11 protein-coding genes and 2 pseudogenes are annotated in these 21,135 nt (G+C 68.0%); 6 read left to right on the top strand and 7 right to left on the bottom strand.

Annotated features, from left to right (window positions below; translation table 11 throughout):
* The first annotated feature begins 327 nt into the window (after positions 1-327).
* Positions 328-2,078 (top strand): annotated as a pseudogene (gene ltrA / locus ACFYNS_RS20730) (group II intron reverse transcriptase/maturase).
* A 319-nt stretch (positions 2,079-2,397) separates the two neighbouring features.
* On the opposite strand, the gene ACFYNS_RS20725 reads toward ltrA, so the two are convergent.
* The 3 genes from ACFYNS_RS20725 to ACFYNS_RS20715 form a co-directional block, all read right to left on the bottom strand.
* On the bottom strand, positions 2,398-3,927 hold the full coding sequence (locus ACFYNS_RS20725) for a UDP-N-acetylglucosamine 1-carboxyvinyltransferase (protein WP_276477352.1): 1,530 nt from the start codon (positions 3,925-3,927) through the stop codon (positions 2,398-2,400).
* A gap of 287 nt (positions 3,928-4,214) precedes the next feature.
* Entirely contained in the window at positions 4,215-5,588 is a 1,374-nt protein-coding gene (locus ACFYNS_RS20720) for an APC family permease (protein ID WP_388604373.1), read from the bottom strand.
* Between the two features lie 335 nt (positions 5,589-5,923).
* The gene (locus ACFYNS_RS20715) at positions 5,924-6,652 is read right to left on the bottom strand and encodes a TetR/AcrR family transcriptional regulator (protein WP_388604371.1); all 729 of its coding nucleotides are present in this window, start codon (positions 6,650-6,652) and stop codon (positions 5,924-5,926) included.
* Between the two features lie 240 nt (positions 6,653-6,892).
* On the opposite strand from ACFYNS_RS20715, the gene ACFYNS_RS20710 reads away from it, so the two are divergent.
* Together ACFYNS_RS20710 and ACFYNS_RS20705 are read left to right on the top strand one after the other, a co-directional pair.
* Positions 6,893-7,480 (top strand): flavodoxin family protein, encoded by a 588-nt coding sequence (locus tag ACFYNS_RS20710; RefSeq protein WP_388604370.1) that lies wholly within the window; start codon positions 6,893-6,895, stop codon positions 7,478-7,480.
* Between the two features lie 216 nt (positions 7,481-7,696).
* Positions 7,697-8,680 (top strand): annotated as a pseudogene (locus ACFYNS_RS20705) (aldo/keto reductase); the annotation flags it as partial.
* A 212-nt stretch (positions 8,681-8,892) separates the two neighbouring features.
* On the opposite strand, the gene ACFYNS_RS20700 reads toward ACFYNS_RS20705, so the two are convergent.
* A complete protein-coding gene (locus ACFYNS_RS20700) occupies positions 8,893-9,360 on the bottom strand; it encodes a MarR family winged helix-turn-helix transcriptional regulator (RefSeq protein WP_388604456.1) in 468 nt (155 codons plus the stop codon).
* Between the two features lie 102 nt (positions 9,361-9,462).
* Here ACFYNS_RS20700 and ACFYNS_RS20695 point away from each other — a divergent pair, with 102 nt between their 5' ends.
* A complete protein-coding gene (locus tag ACFYNS_RS20695) occupies positions 9,463-10,677 on the top strand; it encodes an amidohydrolase family protein (RefSeq protein ID WP_388604368.1) in 1,215 nt (404 codons plus the stop codon).
* 413 nt (positions 10,678-11,090) lie between these two features.
* Positions 11,091-13,811, top strand: a complete 2,721-nt coding sequence (gene acnA, locus ACFYNS_RS20690) for an aconitate hydratase AcnA (protein ID WP_388604366.1) — start codon at positions 11,091-11,093, stop codon at positions 13,809-13,811.
* Between the two features lie 64 nt (positions 13,812-13,875).
* Here acnA and ACFYNS_RS20685 read toward each other — a convergent pair whose 3' ends face one another.
* From ACFYNS_RS20685 to ACFYNS_RS20675, 3 genes are all read right to left on the bottom strand, one after another.
* On the bottom strand, positions 13,876-14,316 hold the full coding sequence (locus ACFYNS_RS20685; RefSeq protein ID WP_388604365.1) for a hypothetical protein: 441 nt from the start codon (positions 14,314-14,316) through the stop codon (positions 13,876-13,878).
* 671 nt (positions 14,317-14,987) lie between these two features.
* The gene (locus tag ACFYNS_RS20680) at positions 14,988-15,407 is read right to left on the bottom strand and encodes a hypothetical protein (RefSeq protein ID WP_388604363.1); all 420 of its coding nucleotides are present in this window, start codon (positions 15,405-15,407) and stop codon (positions 14,988-14,990) included.
* Between the two features lie 365 nt (positions 15,408-15,772).
* Positions 15,773-19,186, bottom strand: coding sequence for a GH92 family glycosyl hydrolase (locus ACFYNS_RS20675; protein WP_388604454.1), 3,414 nt, complete (start codon positions 19,184-19,186; stop codon positions 15,773-15,775).
* Positions 19,187-19,686: 500 nt separating this feature from the next.
* Here ACFYNS_RS20675 and ngcE point away from each other — a divergent pair, with 500 nt between their 5' ends.
* A complete protein-coding gene (gene ngcE / locus ACFYNS_RS20670) occupies positions 19,687-21,111 on the top strand; it encodes an N-acetylglucosamine/diacetylchitobiose ABC transporter substrate-binding protein (RefSeq protein ID WP_388604361.1) in 1,425 nt (474 codons plus the stop codon).
* Positions 21,112-21,135: the final 24 nt, after the last annotated feature.

The following is a 21,135-nucleotide window of genomic DNA, read 5'->3' as shown; positions in this document are numbered from 1 at the left end:
AGAGGGGGCACCCACCCCAGTCGCAACTTACGTGTGTGGAACGTGGAAACCCCGATGGAGTCCGGGACATGGCCCGGTAAGCCAACCGTGAGGAAGGCCAAATTCTCCAGCGGGAACAGGATGGCCCAAGAAGCGAATGCCGGTAGATCGAAAGATCAGGGGAAAGATGGAGGCAACCTTCATGCCTCCGGTCATAACCCGCCGGATACGGGTCCCAGTGACCCGACCCGAAAGGGTGCCCACGTGGACCAGGTGAGCCTTTGCAGTATCCCGAGTAAAGCAGCCGGAACCTGGCGGACAAGTTAGACGCGAAGGAGGAACTTACAGTTGGAGTTACCCAATCCTGTTCGGACTTCCATAGCGAACGGACCCCAGGGCGGACATCTCGACTGGCACAGCATCAACTGGGCTGAAGCCGAGGAGAACGTACGGCGTCTGAGACAGAGGATCTTCAAAGCGACACAGGAAGGGGACCTCAAGAAGGTCCGCAATCTGCAAAAGCTCATGCTGAGAAGCCGCAGCAACACGCTCGTGAGCGTGAAGCGGGTGACACAGCAGAGCAGAGGTCGCAAGACGGCAGGGATCGACAGGGAACGTGCTCTCACTCCCAAGGCGAGAGCACGGATGGCAGTCGAAATTGACGGCCAAACACAACCCTGGCGGGCCAAGCCCGTCAAGCGGGTCTACATCCCAAAGAGCAACGGACAGCAATGACCACTCGGAATCCCTGTCATGCGTGACAGGGCCATCCAAGCACGTGTGAAGAACGCGCTGGAGCCTGAGTGGGAAGCTCGGTTTGAATCACGTTCTTACGGATTCCGGCCGGGCCGCGGCTGCCACGACGCCATCCAGGCGATCTTCAGCACCGCGAAGGGCAAGGCGGCAAAGCGCCAGTGGGTACTGGACGCCAACCTGGCCGCTGCTTTCGACCGCATCGACCATCACCACCTGCTCGAAGCCGTCGGGCAATTCCCAGCCAGGGAATTAGTCCGGCAGTGGCTGAAGGCTGGTGTGGTCGATGATGGACGCTTCACCCGGACCGAGGAGGGAACCCCTCAAGGCGGAGTGATCAGTCCTTTGTTGCTCAACATCGCTCTCCACGGGATGGAGGAGGCCGCAGGAGTCCGCTTCGCTACCCGCAAAGGAAAGGTCATGTGGGCTGCGAAAGGAACTCCGATCCTGGTGCGTTACGCCGATGACTTCGCCGTGTTCTGCACGAGCAAGGAGGAGGCGGAGACCGTCAAGGCACGCCTGGCGGAATGACTGCAACCCCGAGGACTTCGCTTCAACGAGGAGAAGACGCGAATCCTCCATCTGTCGGACGGGTCGATTTCCTGGGGTTCAACATCCGCCGCCATGGCGACAGCCTGATCATCACGCCCAGCAAGGACGCGGTCAAGAGAGTCCGGAATCGACTGAGATCCGAGATGCAAGCCCTCCTAGGGCAGAATATCACAGTCGTACTACGCCGTCTGTCCCCTATCGTCAGGGGCCGGTCCGCGTATTACCGGACAGTGGTGTCCAGCCGGACGTTCTCGGCGTTGGGCAGCTATGTGTGGACGCTCACCTACAAGTGGGCCAAGCGCACCCACCCGAAGAAGTCGAAGTACTGGATCGTGAACAAGTACTTCGGCAGGCTCAACCGATCCAAGATGAACAACTGGGTATTCGGTGACCGTGCCACGGGCGCACACCTTCCCAAGTTCGCCTGGATCAACATCAGGCGGCATCAGTTGGTCAGGGGGAAGTCGTCACCTGACGACCCCGCCCTCCTCGACTACTGGAGCCAACGCCGTCAGACGCGCACACCACCACCGATGGACAAGATCAGCCTTACTCTGGCAGCCCGCCAGAAGGGCATCTGCCCACTGTGCGGTCAAGCGCTCATCGCCGGCGCGGAATATGAGCCTGACAGTCCACGCGAGTGGATTGACTGGTTCGACGCGATGAAGAAGCGGTTGCATAAACACCACTTCGCCTACCGGCGGCACGGCGGCTCTGATGAGAGCAAGAATCTTCGGCTCGTCCACTCGGAATGCCATCGCCAGCATCACGCAGGCGACAGCGACCGGAAATGAGCAGAAACTGTGAAGCCTTCGGGCTTGCTTGAGCCGTGATGCTTGGAAACAGGCACGTCCGGTTCTGAGGGGGCCGGGTCACGGCGACGTGACCCGGCTACCCGACCAGTGGCGCGGCATCGCCACCCGATACGAGAAGACCGCCGAGTCCTACCAAGCAGCCGTCACCCTCGCCTCGCTCCTGATGTGGGCGTGACATTTGAAGACAACTCCTAGCCCGCCGCGGGCCCAAAGCCCCAGAGAAGTCCCAGAGATGCCGCCGCACCCCTCCCTGACCTGCTAGGTAGCAGGTCAGACAGGGTGCGGCGGCATCGTCATATCAAATGTCGCGGAACGTCTCGATCTGGGCGCCCACCTCGTTGAGACGTTCGGCCAGGTCCTCGTAGCCGCGGTTGATGACGTAGACGTTGCGCAGGACGGAGGTGCCCTCCGCGGCCATCATCGCCAGCAGGACCACCACCGCGGGGCGCAGCGCCGGGGGGCACATCATCTCGGAGGCCCGCCAGCGGGTCGGGCCCTCGACCAGGACCCGGTGCGGGTCCAGGAGCTGGAGCCTGCCGCCGAGCCGGTTGAGGTCGGTGAGGTAGATGGCGCGGTTGTCGTAGACCCAGTCGTGGATGAGGGTCTTGCCCTGTGCGGAGGCGGTGATAGCCGCGAAGAAGGGGACGTTGTCGATGTTGAGGCCGGGGAACGGCATCGGGTGGATCTTGTCGATGGGCGCCTCGAGTTTGGAGGGCCGCACGGTCAGATCGATCAGCCTGGTCCGCCCGTTGTCGGCCGGGTACTCCGCACTGCGGTCGAAGTCGAGGCCCATCTCCTCCAGCACCGCCAGCTCGATCTCCATGAACTCGGCCGGCACCCGGCACACCGTCAGTTCCGACTCGGTGACGACGGCGGCGGCGACCAGGCTCATCGCCTCGACCGGGTCCTCGGAGGGCGAGTAGTCCACGTCCGTGTCGATGACGGGCACGCCGTGCACCGTCAGCGTCGTCGAGCCGACGCCCTCGACGCGGACGCCCAACTGCTCCAGGAAGAAGCACAGGTCCTGGACCATGTAGTTGGACGAGGCGTTGCGGATGACCGTGACGCCGTCGTGGCGGGCCGCGGCCAGCAGGGCGTTCTCGGTGACGGTGTCCCCGCGTTCGGTCAGCACGATCGGCCGGGCGGGGGCGACGCCCGCTTCCACCTCGGCGTGGTAAATGCCCTCCGTCGCGGTCACCGCCAGCCCGAAGTGGCGCAGCGCGCTCATGTGCGGCTCGACGGTGCGGGTGCCCAGGTCGCAGCCGCCCGCGTAGGGGAGGCGGAAGCGGTCCATGCGGTGCAGCAGCGGGCCGAGGAACATGATGATGCTCCGCGTGCGGCGCGCGGCTTCGTGGTCGATGGAGTCCAGGTCCAGTTCGGCGGGCGGCACGATCTCCAGGTCGGCGCCGCCGTTGATCCACCGGGTGCGGACGCCGATGGAGGAGAGCACCTCCAGGATCCGGTAGACCTCCTCGATGCGCGCGACCCGACGCAGTACCGTACGACCCGAGTTGAGCAGTGAGGCGCAGAGCAGCGCCACGCACGCGTTCTTGCTCGTCTTGACGTCGATGCTGCCGGACAGCCGCCGCCCGCCGACCACGCGCAGGTGCATCGGTCCGGAGTAGCCCAGGGACACGATCTCGCTGTCCAGAGCCTCGGAGATCCGGGCGATCATCTCAAGGCTGATGTTCTGGTTCCCGCGCTCGATCCGGTTGACGGCGCTCTGGCTGGTGCCGAGCGCTTCCGCCAGTTGCGACTGGGTCCAGCCTCGATGCTGACGGGCGTCACGGATCAACTGCCCAATACGGGCGAGGTAGTCGTCGGTCATGGAGACGAATCTATCTCAGATCTGAGATACGAGCGCACCGGGGGGTGGTGTGGCGGTGGTGATTCGCCGGTAACCGCCTGAATGCCGCATCCGGGTTGCGGGCGGGCTCCGCCGGGTGCAGTCCGGGTGCAGTGATGTCGGGGGCGGGCCCTCGGCGACCCTTCGTACGGACAGTACGGGCCGCATGGGCAGGGGGCGCGGGCGGTTCCCCCAGTCGGGTGCCGGGTGTCGGTGCTGATGTCCCCGGCTGGCCCCGTGTGCCCGCGCCGGGTGCCGTGCCCCGTCGCTCAGCTCTCGCCGCCCGCCTTGCGGACCAGCGCGTTCACCGCCCACAGCGCGATACCGAGCAGTACCAGGATGCCCGCCCTGACGTAGACCCCGGTGGCCCGGTCCGCGAGCGGGCTGGCCAGGATCAGCGCGGTCAGGGCGCCCAGCACCGGCAGCGGGGTCGGTACCTGGAAGTGCCGGTGCTCGACCCGGTCGCGGCGCAGTACGAGCACCGCCACGTTCACCACGGCGAAGACGCACAGCAGCAGGAAGGAGGTGGTGTCGCCCAGTCCGGCGATCTCGCCGGTCGACACCAGCCCCAGGGCGAGCAGGGTCACGAAGACGATGCCGACGACGGGTGTGCGGCGCCCGGGTAGCACTCTGCCCATGGCCCGGGGCAGGATGCGCTCGTTGGCCATGCCGTAGCACAGCCGCGAGGCCATCATCATGTTGATCAGGGCCGAGTTGGAGACGGCGAAGAGAGCGATCACGGCGAAGAGCTGCTGCGGGAAGTGCACGCCGCCCGCCTTGACCACCTCCAGCAGCGGTCCGCTGGACCCCTCCAGCGTCGCCGTCGGGACGAGCAGCGAGGAGACCAGCGCGACGAGCACGTAGACGGTTCCGGTCACCGCCACGCCGAGGAAGATGCCGCGGGGAAACGTGCGCTGCGGGTCCACCGTCTCCTCGGCCATGTTGACCGAGTCCTCGAACCCGACGAAGGCGAAGAAGCCCAGCGCGGTGGCGCCCAGCACCCCGGAGAACAGCGCGTACCCGGTGCCCCCGGTCTCCAGGTCGCCGAGCCTGGAGGGTTCGCCGGTGCCGGACAGGACGGCGGCGACGCCGATGCCGAGGATGATCACGAGCCCGGTGAGCTCCACCAGGGTGAAGACGACGTTGGCCTTGACGGACTCGGAGACGCCGCGCAGGTTCAGCGCGGCCAGGGCCAGCACGAACAGGACGGCCACCAGTGTGGGCGGTACGGATCCGCCCGTGAGTTCGTCCAGGTAGTCGCCGCTGAAGGCCAGCGCCGCCGCGCTCGCGGAGGAGAGCCCCGAGCACATCACCATGAAGGCGACGATGAACGTCAGGAACGGCACCTTGAACGCGCGCTGCGTGTAGAGCGCCGCTCCGGCCGCCTTCGGGTACTTGCCCACCAGTTCCACGTACGAGGCGGCTGTCAGCAGCGCCACCGCGAATCCGATCGCGAACGGCAGCCACAGGGCTCCGCCGACCTTTCCGGCGACCTTGCCGGTGGTGGCGTAGATGCCGGTGCCCAGGATGTCGCCGATCACGAACAGGATGAGCAGTTTGGGGCCGATGGCGCGTTTCAGTGCGGGTTCGGACGGTTCCCCGGCACCCCGGGGTGCGGGTTCGTGCGGGTTCGCGGTGGACACGGGGACACTGTGCGACAGCCGCGGCCGCGGGTCCAGGGAATGCGGCGCGCGTTCGGGTACGCAGCCCCGAACGGCCTGTTTCCCGAAGGGCCCGGAACGGCCGTTTGAGCCGGGGGGCGGGGCGGAACCGCCTGCTGTCCGCGGGCTCCGCGAACCTCCGTCCGTCCTGCGGTGCCGTCGCGGCCACCATGATGCGGGCGATGGCCGAGGTCCTGGTCTCGGCGGCTCGCGCAAGCCGGAAGGACGAGGACTCGCCTGCCGGGCCACGAACACCCCGTCGGCCATGTCGGCACCTTCGTCCACCTCCAGCTCGGCGCCACAGGCCCGCGGCCGGTTCAGCCGCCGAGCAGTTGGAGCCATTCGCGCAGCAGAGCCGTCTCCGTGGCGCGCAGAGGCACCGCGGCGCCTGCGGCACCGGGTCCGTCGGCAAGCGCGGTCTCCAGTGCGGCGTCGAGGGCGAGTGCGTGTGAGGCCAGGTCCGATCCGGACGAGGCGGGCGGGTCCGTGATGACGGAGGCGATGACGGTGTCGCGCAGCCGTGCCGAAGTGGTCAGGTCCCGCTGCGAGGGCTCCTCTCCGATCAGCGTGAGCGTGACACCCGTCGTCGCCGCATGGATGATCCGGGTCGCCCCTGCCACCGGCACCCGAAGACGCCCTACCTCGGCCGCGCGGCGCAGCAGAGCCACCAGCAGGGCGTGCGCCTCGTCCGCGGCGGGAGGCCGGCGTCCGGGCTGCACGGTGCCGTACATGAGCATGTAGAACGCCGGGTGCTGCACTCCGAAGTCGACGTGCAGGTCCCAGCCCCGGTAGAGATCGGCCACCGGATCGTCGTGGGTCAGGGCCAGGGCCTCCCGCTTCTCGGTCAGGTACATCTCAAACCCGTAGGCGGCCAGCTCGGCCAGGAGTCCGTCCTTGTCGCCGAACATCCGGTACAGCGCGGGGGCCGTGACACCCGCTGCTGCGGCGACAGCGCGCGTGGAGACCGCCTCGCTGCCGCCCTTCTCCAGGAGCTCGGCCGCCACCTGCAGCACCTGGCGCCGTACGGCGCGTCGTTCCTCGCTCATGGAACAACGATATCGCAATGTGCGTAACATCGAATTATCGGTGCTACGCTCATAAGCGGAACAGTGATTCAGATCGCTGGTGGTCGGCACCGTTACGCGGCACCGGGGCCTGCGTCGTACCTGGCCCGGGCGGCCGGTCGCCGACTCGTGGAGCAGCGCGGCCGGCCGCCCAGGCGGGCGGCCGCTCGCCCGCCGACACCCATCCCGGACGCCGCCATCCGCGGCAGGAGAGGAACACCCATGTCAGATGTATCGATCGTCATCGCGTCGCATTCCGGCTACGGCCACACCGCACAGATAGCCGCGGCCGTCGAGGACGGCGCACGCTCCGCCACCGGGACCCGGGTCCACCGGGTGGACATCGCCTCCCTCGGCGACGCCGACTGGGAACTGCTGGACGCCGCGGACGCCATCGTCTTCGGCACCCCCACCTACATGGGCACCGCGTCCGGGGCGTTCCACGCCTTCGCCGAGGCCACCAGCAAGCGGTGGATGACCCGTGCCTGGAGCGACAAGCTCGCGGCGGGATTCACCAACTCCGGCTCCATGAGCGGCGACAAGCTGCACACCTTGCAGTACCTCTCACTTCTGGCGGCCCAGCACGGGATGCTCTGGGTGAGCCTGAACCTTCTGCCGGGCTGGAACACCACCACCTCCACCGCCCAGGACGACAACCGCCTCGGCTTCTATCTCGGGGCCGGCGCGCAGAGTTTCAACGACAGCCCCGCGGTGCACGACGCAGACCTGAGCACCGCCCGCCACCTCGGCCGACGCGTCGCCGAGCACGCCCGCATCCACCGCGCCGGGCTGGCCGCCGCAGCGCGCTGACCCGACAGCCCGGTCACCGCACTGGCGTATGGCGCCCGCGGGCCAGACCGCACCGGCGAACGGCGCCCGCGGGCCAGGAGGTCACGGGTGACCGCCGCCCTCGCCGGCTGGCCCGCGCCAGGCGACCGCATGCGGCAGGAAAAGCGGGTTCGGCGCACGGACGGGCACGTCTCATCGATCACACGGCACCATGTGCCCCACGCAGAGGAGCGCATCATCCGGAACCGCACACTGGGAAACCAGGGTCTGGAGGTCTCGGCCATCGGCTACGGCGCGATGGGCCTGACGATGGCCTACGGACCCACCGACACGGAGGCCGGCGTCGCCGCCCTCCGCCGCGCCCACGACCTGGGCGTCACCTTCTTCGACACGGCCGAGATGTACGGCTGGGGCACCGGATCCAACGAGATGCTGGTCGGCAGAGCGGTCAAGGACTTCCGCGACGACGTGGTCCTGGCCACCAAGTTCGGCGTCGACATGTCGGTGCCCCAGGAGCAGATCGGCGGCCCGCTCGACAGCCGGCCCGACAACATCCGCAAGGTCGCCGACAACAGCCTGCGCCATCTCGGCGTGGATCACATCGACGTCTTCTACCAGCACCGTGTCGACCCGAAGGTGCCCATCGAGGTGGTCGCGGGCACCGTGCAGGAACTCATCGACGCGGGCAAGGTGAGGTACTTCGGCCTCAGCGAGGCCGGACCCGAGACGATCCGCAGGGCGCACGCTGTGCAGCCGGTCTCCGTCCTGCAGACCGAGTACTCCCTGTTCGAACGCGATGTCGAGCAGCTCTTCCCCCTCCTGGACGAACTCGGCATCGGCCTCGTCGCCTACTCCCCCCTCGGCCGCGGGTTCATCACCGGCACCGCCAAGCCCGCCGGACAGTACGAAGGCAGCGACATCCGCAACGTCGACCCGCGCTGGCAGCCGGACAACTTCGGCAAGAACGCCGCGGCCGTCGACCGGCTCGGCACCCTGGCGACGGCCAAGGGGGCCACCGTCTCCCAACTCGCCCTGGCCTGGCTGCTGACGCGGGGCGAGCACATCGTGCCCATCCCCGGTACGCGCAGCCCGAAGCGTATCGAGGAAAACACCGGCGCCGCCGATCTCACCCTCACCGACGCCGACCTCGCCACCGTCGCCGAGATCCTGCCCCACGGAGGTTTCGGCGCGCGCTATGCCGCGGGGGGCGTGCCGACCTGGATCTGGGATCCGCCACGGGGCGGGCGTCTCCTGCCGCCCGTCACCTGCCCCTTCGAGGCCACTCGGCCAGGACCGCGCCCCGCAGCGGCCCTGGCCGGGTGGCAGGGTGGCGCCGCCCCTGCGTCCGATCTGCGTCCGATGCGGTCATCCGGAGAAAGCAGGGTCACCGGTCCGCCGCCGAAGCGGCGACGGAGCGGCCTGCAGGGTTGCGTTCAGTCGCGGCTCGTGGCCTGCCTTCTGGACCATGCGGTGGCGTCGGTCCCGTATCGGGCCAAGAGGCGTGCGAACTGGATCCGTTCCTCCGGAGTCCAGGCGGTGGTGATCTCCAGGAACGCTGTGCGCTGTTCGGCGGCGAAGCGGTTGCGTTCGGCCTCGCCGTGCTCGGTGAGTTCCAGTACGGTGCGGCGCCCGTCGGACTGGGACGCCGCCCGGCGCAGCAGCCCGTCCTCGATGCACGCGGCGACGGTCCGGCTGGCCACCGGTTGGGCGACGCCCATCTCGGCGGCGAGGCCACCGACCGTCGTCTCGCCCGGCGCGTCGGCGATGACGTTGAGCACGAGGTTGCGGGACAGGTCCTTGCCGGATGCCGGTGCGCGTCGGCGCAGGCGCGACAGAGCCGGGCCGATCTGGTCCAGCGCCCGGTCGTCGGAACGCTGCTCGGAGGAGGACGCGCTGCTCATGCGACCGAGTCTAGGCCCGGCCGGCACATTTGCATACCGTTGAGCAAGTGCATAGCATCAGATATGTAAATAGGGACGGGCGAGGAAACGGGACGGACTGCCATGACGCTCACCGCGATCACCAACGCGCACATCTTCGACGGAGAGAAGTCGGCGGGCGTGCAGACCGTGGTCCTCGACGGCGGGAGGATCGCCCGTGTCGGCGGTGACGCCCCTCGGGGCAGCGAGATCGTCGACGGCAGCGGCGCCACACTGCTGCCGGGACTCATCGACGCCCATGTCCACTCCGCCCCCGGTTCCCTGGCGCTCGCCCTGCGGTTCGGGGTGACGACCGAACTGGAGATGCAGGGCATGAACACACGGGAGAACCGGGGAGCCATCACCGACGACGACACCGTGGCCGACGTGCGCTCTTCCGGCTTCGCCATCACGCCGCCCGGTGGTCACCCGAGCGAGCTGATGCCGGAGGGCTTCCGGCCGAAGTGGGAGCTGCCACCGGTGATGCCCCTGATGCCGTTCTCCACCACGGCCGAGGAAGCGGCGGCCTTCGTGCCCCAGCTCCTGGCCCGGGGATCCGACTTCATCAAGTTCATGATCGACGACGGCAGCGTGGAGGGACACCCCGGGCTGCCCGTGCTCGACCAGGCCACCGTGAACGCCGGGGTGGCCGAAGCCGAGAAGTACGGCGCCCTCACCGTGGCCCACGCGCTGACCGTGGAGGCGACCAGGGCGGCCGCCGAAGCCGGAGTCGACGGCGTCACGCACGTGTTCATGGATCAGCCGCACACCGCCGAGATCATCGCCCTCATCAAGGACGCGGGCATGTTCGTCATCCCCTGCATCACCCTCAACGCCTCGATGATGGGGCGCACCGGCGGCGCACTCGCCGACGATCCCCGGGTCGCCGCACGTCTCGACCCCCAGTGGGACCGGACCCTTCGCTCCAGCTACAACCGCTACCCGCAAGGCAGGCTCGACGACGTGTACGACACCGTGCGCGCGTTGGACGCCGCCGGCGTCGACGTGCTGGCCGGCACCGACGTCTCCATGCCCGAAACGTTCTTCGGGGGCCTGGCGCACGGAGCGAGCCTGCACCACGAACTGCAGTACCTCGTGGCAGCGGGTCTCACGCCCGCACGGGCCCTGCGCGCGGCCACAGCGACCACGGCCCGCCGCTTCCGCCTCGGCGACCGGGGCCGCATCGCCGAGGGGCTCCGCGCCGACCTGCTGCTGGTCGACGGCGACCCGACCAGCGACATCAGCGACACCCTCAACACGCGCGCCGTCTGGCGCCGTGGCGCCCGCCTGGCGGCATGACCGCGTCCACCGCTCGCGGTCCTGGCGAGCCGGCCGGCCTCGCACCGCGCCGAGTGCTCCTCCGCGTACGGCCCCGCGGGATCCACCCCGGCCCCAGCCGGTACGGCCACCCGTGCTCCCGGCGCGTTTAGTCCGTACGGCTGGGTTCACTGAGGCAGAAGGCGAAACGACCGGGTTCGCTGAGTAAACGCCTCGATTGGATGAGAGCGGTCACCGGGGGCAGGCATGACCGGCGGCCGGTCGGTGTACTAGAGTTATCTCGACATCGAGATAACTGGCGACGGCATACGTCGCGGTCGCTGTCGCAGGGCGAGAACCGGTTCGGTAAGGATGGTAAGGCTTGCCTAACTTCATCTCCCGCTCACCATAGCGCACCGGCGGCCGATGCACTCAAGGCACTGAAGGAGACTGTCGTGTCGGCGAACAGCTTCGACGCCCGCAGCACGCTGCAGGTGGGCGACGAGTCCTACGAAATCTTCAAGCTGGACAAAGTAGAGGGTTCCGCCCGGCTGCCGTACAGCCTGAAGGTCCTGCTGGAGAACCTGCTCCGTACCGAAGACGGCGCGAACATCACCGCTGACCACATCCGCGCGCTCGGCGGCTGGGACCCCAAGGCGCAGCCCAGCCAGGAGATCCAGTTCACCCCGGCCCGGGTGATCATGCAGGACTTCACGGGTGTGCCCTGCGTCGTCGACCTGGCGACCATGCGCGAGGCCGTCAAGGAGCTGGGCGGCGACGCCGACCGGATCAACCCGCTCGCCCCGGCCGAGCTGGTCATCGACCACTCCGTCATCGCCGACACCTTCGGCACCTCCGACGCGTTCAAGAAGAACGTCGAGCTGGAGTACGGCCGCAACCGCGAGCGCTACCAGTTCCTGCGCTGGGGCCAGGGCGCCTTCGACGAGTTCAAGGTCGTCCCGCCCGGCACCGGCATCGTGCACCAGGTCAACATCGAGCACCTGGCCCGCACCGTCATGGTGCGGGACGGCAAGGCGTACCCCGACACGCTGGTCGGCACCGACTCGCACACCACCATGGTCAACGGCCTCGGCGTGCTGGGCTGGGGCGTCGGCGGCATCGAGGCGGAGGCCGCGATGCTGGGCCAGCCGGTCTCGATGCTCATCCCGCGGGTCGTCGGCTTCAAGCTCACCGGTGAACTGCCCACCGGCACCACCGCCACCGACCTCGTGCTCACCATCACCGAGATGCTGCGCGCGCACGGTGTCGTCGGCAAGTTCGTGGAGTTCTACGGTCAGGGCGTGGCCTCCGTGCCGCTCGCCAACCGCGCCACGATCGGCAACATGTCGCCGGAGTTCGGCTCCACCGCGGCGATCTTCCCGATCGACGAGGAGACCATCAACTACCTCAGGCTGACCGGCCGCAGCGCCGAGCAGCTCGCCCTCGTCGAGGCGTACGCCAAGGCGCAGGGCCTGTGGCACGACCCGGCCCAGGAGCCGGAGTACAGCGAGTACCTGGAGCTGGACCTGGCCACGGTGGTCCCCTCCATCGCCGGCCCGAAGCGCCCGCAGGACCGCATCGCGCTCGCCGACGCCGCCCACAAGTTCGGCCAGGACGTCGTCAACTACGTCTCCGAGGCGGACACCGACGAGGCCGGCAAGGAGTCCTTCCCGGCCTCCGACGCGCCGGCCGTCTCCAACGGCGTGCCGAGCAAGCCGGTCCAGGTCACGGGTCCCGACGGGGTCACCTACGAGATCGACCACGGCGCCGTCGCCGTCGCGGCCATCACCTCCTGCACCAACACCTCCAACCCGTACGTCATGGTCGGCGCCGCGCTGCTGGCCAAGAAGGCGGTGGAGAAGGGCCTCACCCGCAAGCCCTGGGTCAAGACCACCCTGGCCCCCGGCTCGCAGGTCGTCATGGACTACTACGACCGGGCAGGGCTCACCCCGTACCTGGACAAGCTCGGCTTCAACCTCGTCGGCTACGGCTGCACCACCTGCATCGGCAACTCCGGCCCGCTGCCGGAGGAGGTCTCCCAGGCCGTCAACGACAACGACCTGGCCGTCGTCTCGGTGCTCTCCGGCAACCGCAACTTCGAGGGCCGGATCAACCCCGACGTCAAGATGAACTACCTGGCGTCCCCGCCGCTGGTGGTCGCCTACGCCCTCGCCGGGTCCATGAAGGTGGACATCACCCAGGACGCGCTGGGCACCGACCAGGACGGCAACCCCGTCTACCTGGCCGACCTGTGGCCCTCCGAGCAGGAGGTCGAGGAGGTCGTCGCCTCCGCCATCGGCCAGGAGATGTTCACCAAGGACTACGCCGACGTCTTCGCCGGCGACGCCCAGTGGCAGGCCCTCCCCGTGCCCACCGGCAACACCTTCGAGTGGGACGCCGAGTCCACCTACGTCCGCAAGCCCCCGTACTTCGAGGGCATGGGGATGGAGCCGGCGCCGGTCACGGACATCTCCGGCGCCCGGGTGCTGGCCAAGCTGGGCGACTCGGTCACCACCGACCACATCTCCCCGGCCGGCGCCATCAAGGCCGACACCCCGGCGGGCCAGTACCTCACCGAGCACGGCGTCCAGCGCCGCGACTTCAACAGCTACGGCTCGCGCCGCGGCAACCACGAAGTCATGATCCGCGGCACGTTCGCCAACATCCGGCTCCGCAACCAGATCGCGCCCGGCACCGAGGGCGGCTTCACCCGGGACTTCACGCAGGACGGAGCGCCGGTCTCCTTCATCTACGACGCCTCGCAGAACTACCAGGCGCAGGGCACCCCGCTGGTCATCCTCGCGGGCAAGGAGTACGGCTCCGGCTCGTCCCGCGACTGGGCGGCCAAGGGCACCGCGCTGCTCGGCGTGCGCGCCGTCATCGCCGAGTCCTACGAGCGCATCCACCGCTCGAACCTGATCGGCATGGGCGTCCTGCCGCTGCAGTTCCCCACCGGCGGCTCGGCGCTCGACCTGGGACTGACCGGCGAGGAGACCTTCTCCATCACCGGTATCACCGCCCTCAACGACGGTGACGTCCCCGCCACGGTGAAGGTGACCACGGACACCGGCGTCGAGTTCGACGCCACCGTCCGCATCGACACCCCCGGCGAGGCCGACTACTACCGCAACGGCGGCATCCTGCAGTACGTCCTGCGGTCGCTCATCCGCGACTGACCGGACCGACAGCGCGACGGCGGGCCGCACTCTTCGAGGGTGTGGCCCGCCGTGCTGTGCGTGCCTACTCCCGTTCCTGACAGGGGAGTTGTTTCTTGAGTTCCTTGGTGAAGGGGACGATGAAGCGCTCCATCGCCTTCTTGCTCTCCTCCCGATCCTCGGGCTGGCTCCTGGCGTCGACTTCGATCACGTAGGTGTCGGCCGGTACCGTCTTGTGCTTCTCTCCTGGAGGAGTAGGGGTGCCGAGGCGTGCTTTTGGGTTGAAGCAAGAGAAATGAGTTGCCGCCGCTCTTTCACCTACGATGTATTTTCCGCCTCGTATACGGGTGGGGTAGTTAATGCCGTAGCCTCGCACCTCCAGGTCCTTGCGCAGCGCCCACACGCCCTCAATCTTGAACTCCCATTCGCCATCCACGCTCAGCGTGCACGAACTGGTGCCGATTTTCTCCGTTCCTGTCCAATCGTTCTCGCTTATCTCTTTCCCGCCCGACAGAAAAGGCTCCACCGACTCCGGCGCAACTTGGATCCCGCACAGGCTGCGGGGTACACGATATTCTCGCTCAGGTCCACCGCACCCCGACACGAGCGCAAGCAAGAAGGAAATTCCCAGGGCGGCCGTTATAGATCCAGTAGCACTACTCCGAGGGACGTCGTGCTTTATTGTCGAAGCCGTTCTCTCTGAGCTTTTCACCGTGGTCGTATCCTCCGGCTACTTCTTGTGCAATGTTTCTGGCGACAACTTCGGGATCCACTCCAGACGAGTAGCCGGAACTACGAACGGCCTGTTGTGCCCATTCGCCAGCTAAGAATCTGCCCGTCCTTGCCGTCCGAAATTTCGATCCCTTTTCTTCGCGCATCATCGACCTTCATCTGCAGGTCATCCTGAATGGACTTAAGTGCTTTGTAAGCAGCGCTCAATTTCTCATGCAGATCCCGGGATTCGACATGCGCATCCGTGAGTTCGTCTGCGACCGCCGTTGATGAACGGTCGCGTCACGTCCGCGTTCACGCCGGACCACCGTGCTCTGTTCGCCTTTTTGAGCATGCCACTGTGCGCCTCGGAAGCTGCTTCGCCGAGCCTGCTCTCCATGGTTCCCCATTCGGAGACAGTCGACTTCAGGGGGCCGAGGTCGACCTGGTACGCGTTCCTCCAGGTAAGCCGAGCCATAATGCCCCCTATTTGATCCATTTGTAGATGGCGGAAGTGGAGACAGGGTCACCTGAACCTGACTTGAGGGATGCGCCGATCTCGAGATCTTCCTTTGCGTGGGCGGCCTTCGAATAGTCCAGATGGTTGGAGATACGCGCGCATGCCTGCTGCAGCGTCTTGCGCTGGCTGTCCCAGGTCTTCGCGGTCTTCCGGACGGCGGCGCCCATCTGGAAGTTGTACTGGTCCAGTTCCCGCGCTGCACTGTCCGTGGTGCTGCGACCCGATTCATCGACTCCCTTGCCGTCGATGTCAGCTGCTTTCTGGATTTTCCGATGCAGTTCGAAGGCGTCGTGGCCCACCGCGCCCAAGTCATTCTGATAGACGGTGAGATCAGGCGCGTAGGCGCCGTTCGGGGATCCCCGGTTCTCTGTGTTGTAGCCGTTCACTGCATATGCGGGGAGTCCTGAGATCGGTCCCGTGCAGGCGATTTGAGGTGTGTCCACTCCTCGTCGAACGTCATCTGCCCCCCCTGCGGCCCGTCAGGTGTACGTCAGCCGGTGGCGATCCGTGCCGCGCATCGGTGCTGCGCTACCAACGGCTGGCGGCAACTGATTGTAGAGGAGCTGTCACGTCAGGTCAGAGGTCAGATGAAAGACGTGGCGGATACACGCAAGTGGGGAGCCTTGTTCCGGTCGTACCGTGTGGTCCGCCCCATGCCAGGCCGGACATGGGGCCGTCCGCGCTCTCACCGGCCCTCCCCCGCTGCCGGCGGCGTCCCGCACGGTCACAGGCGCCCGCGCAGGCGCGTCGGTCAGCGTCTGCCGAGGAGTTCGAGTTCGCCGAGGCGGCTGCTCTCCGTGGCAGGGAGCAGGCGGTAGCGGGTGTAGTGCGCGCTGCGGGGGAGGGTGAAGACGCGGGTCTGCTTGTTCCAGCGGAACGTCTCGTCCGCGCGCCGGTCCAGGGTGTGCCAGCGCTTGCCGTCCCGGGATCCCTGCAGCCGCCAGCCGCCGGGTGCCTCGGTGTGGTCGTCGGAGGTGAGGGTGTACGCCGTGACGCGGGCGCCGTCCGTCACCGCGACGGGGCCGGACGCGGCGTCCGCGGCCGTGTCGGAGGTGTCGTCCAGCAGCGGGGAGTCACCCGGCTCGCTGACGTCGGCGACCGGCGTCGGCGCCCGGTCGCCGCGGGTGAGCGAGGTCGGTCCCGCATCGCGGCCCGAGCCCCACTTCGACGGCTTCGGGCCCATGGCGAACTCCAGGGTGCCGCCGTCGGCCAGCAGCTTGTGCGGCAGCGCGGTGGAGTTCCAGCGTTTGCCGTCGACCTTCAGGCCCTGGACGTAGACGTTCTCGGCGCTGTTCTTCGGCGCCTCGACCACCAGATCCCGGCCGTTCTCCAGATGGACGGTGGCCTTGGTGAACAGCGGTGAGCCGACCGCGTACTCGGGGGAGCCCATGACCAGCGGGTAGAAGCCCAGTGCGCTGAAGATGTACCAGGCCGACATCTCGCCGTTGTCCTCGTCGCCCGGATAGCCCTGGCCGATCTCGCTGCCGACGTAGAGCCGGGAGAGCACCTCGCGGACCTTGGCCTGGGTCTTCCAGGGCTGCCCGGCCGCGTCGTACAGGTAGGGGATGTGGTGCGAGGGCTGGTTGCTGTGCCCGTACATGCCCATCCGCACGTCGCGGGCCTCGGTCATCTCGTGGATCACCCCGCCGTAGCTGCCCGCGTACTTCTTCTCGGCCGTCTCCGGGGTGGCGAAGTAGCGGTCCAGCTTCTCGGCGAGGCCCGAGCGGCCGCCGTGCAGGGCGGCCAGGCCGCGGGTGTCCTGGGGCGCGGTGAAGGCGGAGTTCCAGCCGTTCGTCTCGGTGTAGTCGTAGCCCCACACACGCGGGTCGTACTCCTGCGGGGAAAGCCGCCAGGAGCCGTCGGGTCTCCTGCCCTGGAAGAAGCCGGTCTTCTTGTCGAAGAGGTGGACGTAGCCGCGGGCGCGCTGGGAGAAGTAGGCCGACTCCTCCCGGTAGCGCTTCTTGCCGGTCTTCTTGTAGAGGGCCTTGCCCATCCGGGCGATCCCGAAGTCGTTGAGGTAGCCCTCCAGGGCCCAGGACAGGCCCTCCTTGGTGTCGGTGCTCGTCCAGCCGAGGAAGGGGGAGGTGGCCATGCCCTTGCGGCCGACGCCGGGATCGGGAGGGGCGACGGTGGCGTTCTTGACGGCGGCCTCGTAGGCGGCCTCCGCGTCGAAGTCGACGCCCTTGAGGTAGGCGTCGGCGAAGGCGACGTCGGAGGAGGTGCCGGTCATCAGGTCGGCGTAGCCGGGGGAGGACCAGCGGGAGATCCAGCCGCCGTCCTTGTACTGCTGCACGAACCCGTCGGCCATCTTCCCCGCCTGCTTCGGGGTGAGGAGGGAGTAGGCGGGCCAGGTGGTGCGGTAGGTGTCCCAGAAGCCGTTGTTGACGTACACCTCGCCGTCGACGATCTTCGAGCCGGTCCTGGTGGGGGTGTCCGGACCCGCGGCGGGGGAGAAGGGGCTGGCGTAGCGGGTCCGGCCGCCGACCCGCTCGTGGCCCGCGTTGGGGTAGAGGTAGAGCCGGTAGAGGTTGGAGTAGAGGGTGGTGAGCTGGTCGGGGGTGGCGCCCTCGACCTCGATGACGCCCAGCAGGTCGTCCCACCGCGCCTGGGCCCGCTTGCGCACCTGTGCGAAGGAGTGGTCGGCGGGGACCTCGGCACGCAGATTGGCCTTCGCCTGCGCGACGCTGATCAGCGAGGTGGCTATCCGCATGGTGACCGTGCGGTCCGCTCCCGGCGCGAACCGCAGATAGCCCGCGGCGTCCTTGCTCCCGCCGTCCTTCAGCTTGCTGCCGCCGGTGACGGGTGCGTCGAACTCGGCGTGCACGAACATCCGGGTCGCGCCGGTGGACAGCCCGCTGCGCACGTCGGACCAGCCGCTGACGGTGCCCCGGCGAGTGTCGAGGGTGAGCCCCGCGTGGTCGTCGACGTTGTCGAAGAGGAGCGCGGCGGCGTCCCGCTCCGGGAAGGTGAAGCGCATCATCGCCGCGTGGTCGGTCGGGGTGACCTCGGTGCGCAGCCCGTTCTCGAAGGTGACGCCGTAGTAGTGCGGCCTGGCCGTCTCCTCCGAGTGCCGGAAGGGCAGTGCGCGGGCGGTACGGGAGGCGCTGGGGGTGCCCTTCGCGGTCGAGGGCATCACCTGGAACGTCTGCCGGTCGCCCATCCAGGGGCTGGGCTCGTGGCTGGCGCTGAAGGCCTGCAGCGCCGGCAGGTTGTCGGCGTTGTTCTTCCGCGCGTACTCGTACAGCCAGCTCTTGGCGCCCGCGTCGGTCACCGGCGTCCAGAAGTTGAAGCCGTGGGGGAGCGCGGTGGCGGGGAAGGTGTTGCCGCGCGAGAAGGAGCCGCTGGAGAGGGTGCCCCGGGTGGTGCGGACGTGGTCGGAGAGGTGGGCCTTGGGGGCGGCCGGCCGCTGCGGGGCGAGCCGCAGGTCGTCGAGCCAGCCCGCGAAGGCGCGGGAGCCGTTCGCCGGGCCGGACGGCGCGTCGTAGCCGAGCAGGACGCGGTCGACGGTCCGGCCCTCGGCGAGGCGGCCGATCCGGGCCTCGACGTTGTTCCACTGGTTGACGTGCAGGGTCTTGGCGGCGCCCTGCGCGGCCGGGGTGAGCCGGGTGCCGTGCTGGTCGGCGGCGCGCAGGTCGCCGAGGCGGCTGCCGTCGGTGAAGACGAGGTCGACGGCGACGTGCGTGGCGGCGTAGGAGCGGTCCTGGCCGGTCATCTCGGGGAAGAGCCGGTAGGAGAGCACGGTGTCGCGGGTGACGGTGACATCGACGTCGAAGATCTTGTTGTACGCGTATCCGCGGCCCGGTGCGGCGTGGTCGCCCGCGAAGCGCAGGGCGCGGGCCCCGGTGAAGCCGGCGCCGGTCCTGGCGGTGGGCGAGGACTCGGGTCCGCCGCCGGTGCGGGTGGCCAGCCCGGGGCGGCCGTCGGCGGTGACTCCGTCGGCGCGGGGCCTGCCGTCCGGCCCGGTCTCGACGGTGTCGTCCCAGTCCGGCGGTGGCGTCTCGGCCTCGAACGAGGAGGCGAACCGGGTGGCCCGCGGGCCGGTGCCCGGGTCCGGTGCCGCGACGGCGGTGGTGGCCTGTGCCGTGGTGGTGACGAGCAGCGCGAGGAGCACGGCGAGTGTCCGGCGCCGGGTGGCCGTCCGACGGGATAAGGCCCGCGGTCGGATCTTCGGTCCGCGGCGGAGCCGGGTTGCGGGTCCGGATCCGGCCGTGGGCCGGGGACGGGGTTGTGGGCTGCGGCGCACACGGACCTCTCAACAGGCGAACAGGCCGACAACGTTGTCAGATTGTGGATATCAGCGACAAGTAACGTACGTCTTCCCCTGGGTGTCAAGGGGAGTCGGGGACCTCGGAGGAAATCGGAGGAACTCGGGGGTATTCAGGGGGACTCGGAGGGACTCGGGGGAAGGAGGGAATCGAAACAGGTCTCAACTCGGGAAAGATGGCGGACGGGAATGTTCTCGATCTTGCCCGGGTGGCGAAGAGTGGACTATACCTGTCCGCACCTTGAGCGGTACCGCGCGCGGCCGCCGCCTCATCGGCGCACCATCCGCAAGATCCGCACCACCCAGCTACAACTGACCCGCGGTGTCGGGCCCTTCGCCGGTGGCGAGTCGACAGGAGACCGGTACACCGCCTGAGTCCTGAAGAAGGCGAGGACTTGAGCATGGGAACCAACAGCGTCAACCGTCGCGACGTCGTCAAGGCCACCGCGGCCGGACTTCTCGCCGTGCCGGCCCTCGGTTCGCTGACGTCCTGCGCCACCGGTGGCGGTGAGGACACCACGGCGGAAAAGGGCGAGAAGACGGACAAGAATCCGCTCGGCGTCAAGAAGGACGCCGGACTGCAGGTCTACGTCTTCAACGGCGGATACGACGACAAGTACGCGCGCTTCGTCAGCGACATGTACGAGAAGCAGTACACGAAGGCCGAGGTCGACCAGAAGCGGACCGAACGCATCGCCACCCAGGTCCAGCCGCGGATCATCAAGGGCGATCCGCCGGACGTGGTCAACAACTCCGGCGCCGAGATGATGTCGATCTCGAAGCTCGTCAAGAACAAGCAGGTCAGCGACGTCACCGAACTGCTCGACGCGCCGAGCTGGGACGACCCGGACGTCAAGGTGCGCGACACCCTGGTGCCCGGCGTCGTGGAGATGGGGCAGTTCGGCGGCGACGCCTGCTACCAGCTCAACATCGCCCAGACCGTGTACGGCATCTGGTATTCGGACACGATGCTCCGCGACACGCTGGAGGCCGAATACCCGAAGACCTGGGACGACATGCTGGCCCTCTGCAAGAAGGCCAAGAAGAAGGGGCTGCACGGCTGGACGTACCCGGCGGGCCACCCCCGCTACATGTTCTTCAGCATGTACGCCATGTTCGGCCAGGCGGGCGGCCGCGAGCAGCTCGACGCCTTCGACTATCTGGAGCCGAACGCCTGGAAGACCGACGCGGTCAAGCAGGTCTTCGAAGCGTATGAGGAGCTGCTCGCCAAGAAATACGTGCTGACCGGCTTCGACGGCAAGAACGCGCACATCGAGGCGCAGACCGCCTGGACGAAGGGCAAGGCCGTCTTCATCCCGGACGGCTCCTGGGTGGAGAACGAGGCGAAGGACACCACGCCCAAGAACTTCGAGATGCGGGTCGGTGCGACGCCCTCGCTCGACAAGGGCGACGCGATGCCCTTCGGCACCCTCTACGCGCCGCCCGGCGAGCCCTACATCATCCCGGCCAAGGCCTCGAACCGCCGGGGCGGGCTGGAGTGGATGCGGATGATGTACAGCAAGAAGGCCGCGGTGAACCTCTTCCACGAGGTCTCCTCGATGCCCGTGGTCAAGGGCGCCATCGACGGGATGGAGCTGCCGCCGGGCGTGGACAGCGCGCAGCAGGCCGTCAAGGCCGCCGGCGACAACATCGTGATCGCCTTCTTCAAGGAGTGGTACGCCGATCTGTGGCGGGTGGACTTCGACGCCGTCGTGGGCAAGTTCATGAATGGCGAGACATCGGTGAAGGAGGCCATGAACGCGATGCAGAAGGCCGCCGACCGCACCGCCAAGGACCCCGACGTCACGAAGATCAAGAAGTCCTGAGCGACCGGGCAGCGGGCGCGGACC

This window comes from Streptomyces sp. NPDC006925, assembly GCF_042869575.1.
Lineage (GTDB): Bacteria > Actinomycetota > Actinomycetes > Streptomycetales > Streptomycetaceae > Streptomyces.
The sequence above is the reverse complement of the archived record's forward strand: the minus strand, read 5'-3'. Positions and strand labels throughout refer to the sequence as shown.

Coding starts and splice junctions, on each gene's coding strand:
- ACFYNS_RS20725 (WP_276477352.1), bottom strand. CDS start 3,927: ATGACCGACGACTACCTCGCCCGTATTGGGCAGTTGATCCGTGACGCC.
- ACFYNS_RS20715 (WP_388604371.1), bottom strand. CDS start 6,652: ATGAGCGAGGAACGACGCGCCGTACGGCGCCAGGTGCTGCAGGTGGCG.
- ACFYNS_RS20710 (WP_388604370.1), top strand. CDS start 6,893: ATGTCAGATGTATCGATCGTCATCGCGTCGCATTCCGGCTACGGCCAC.
- ACFYNS_RS20700 (WP_388604456.1), bottom strand. CDS start 9,360: ATGAGCAGCGCGTCCTCCTCCGAGCAGCGTTCCGACGACCGGGCGCTG.
- ACFYNS_RS20695 (WP_388604368.1), top strand. CDS start 9,463: ATGACGCTCACCGCGATCACCAACGCGCACATCTTCGACGGAGAGAAG.
- ngcE (WP_388604361.1), top strand. CDS start 19,687: ATGGGAACCAACAGCGTCAACCGTCGCGACGTCGTCAAGGCCACCGCG.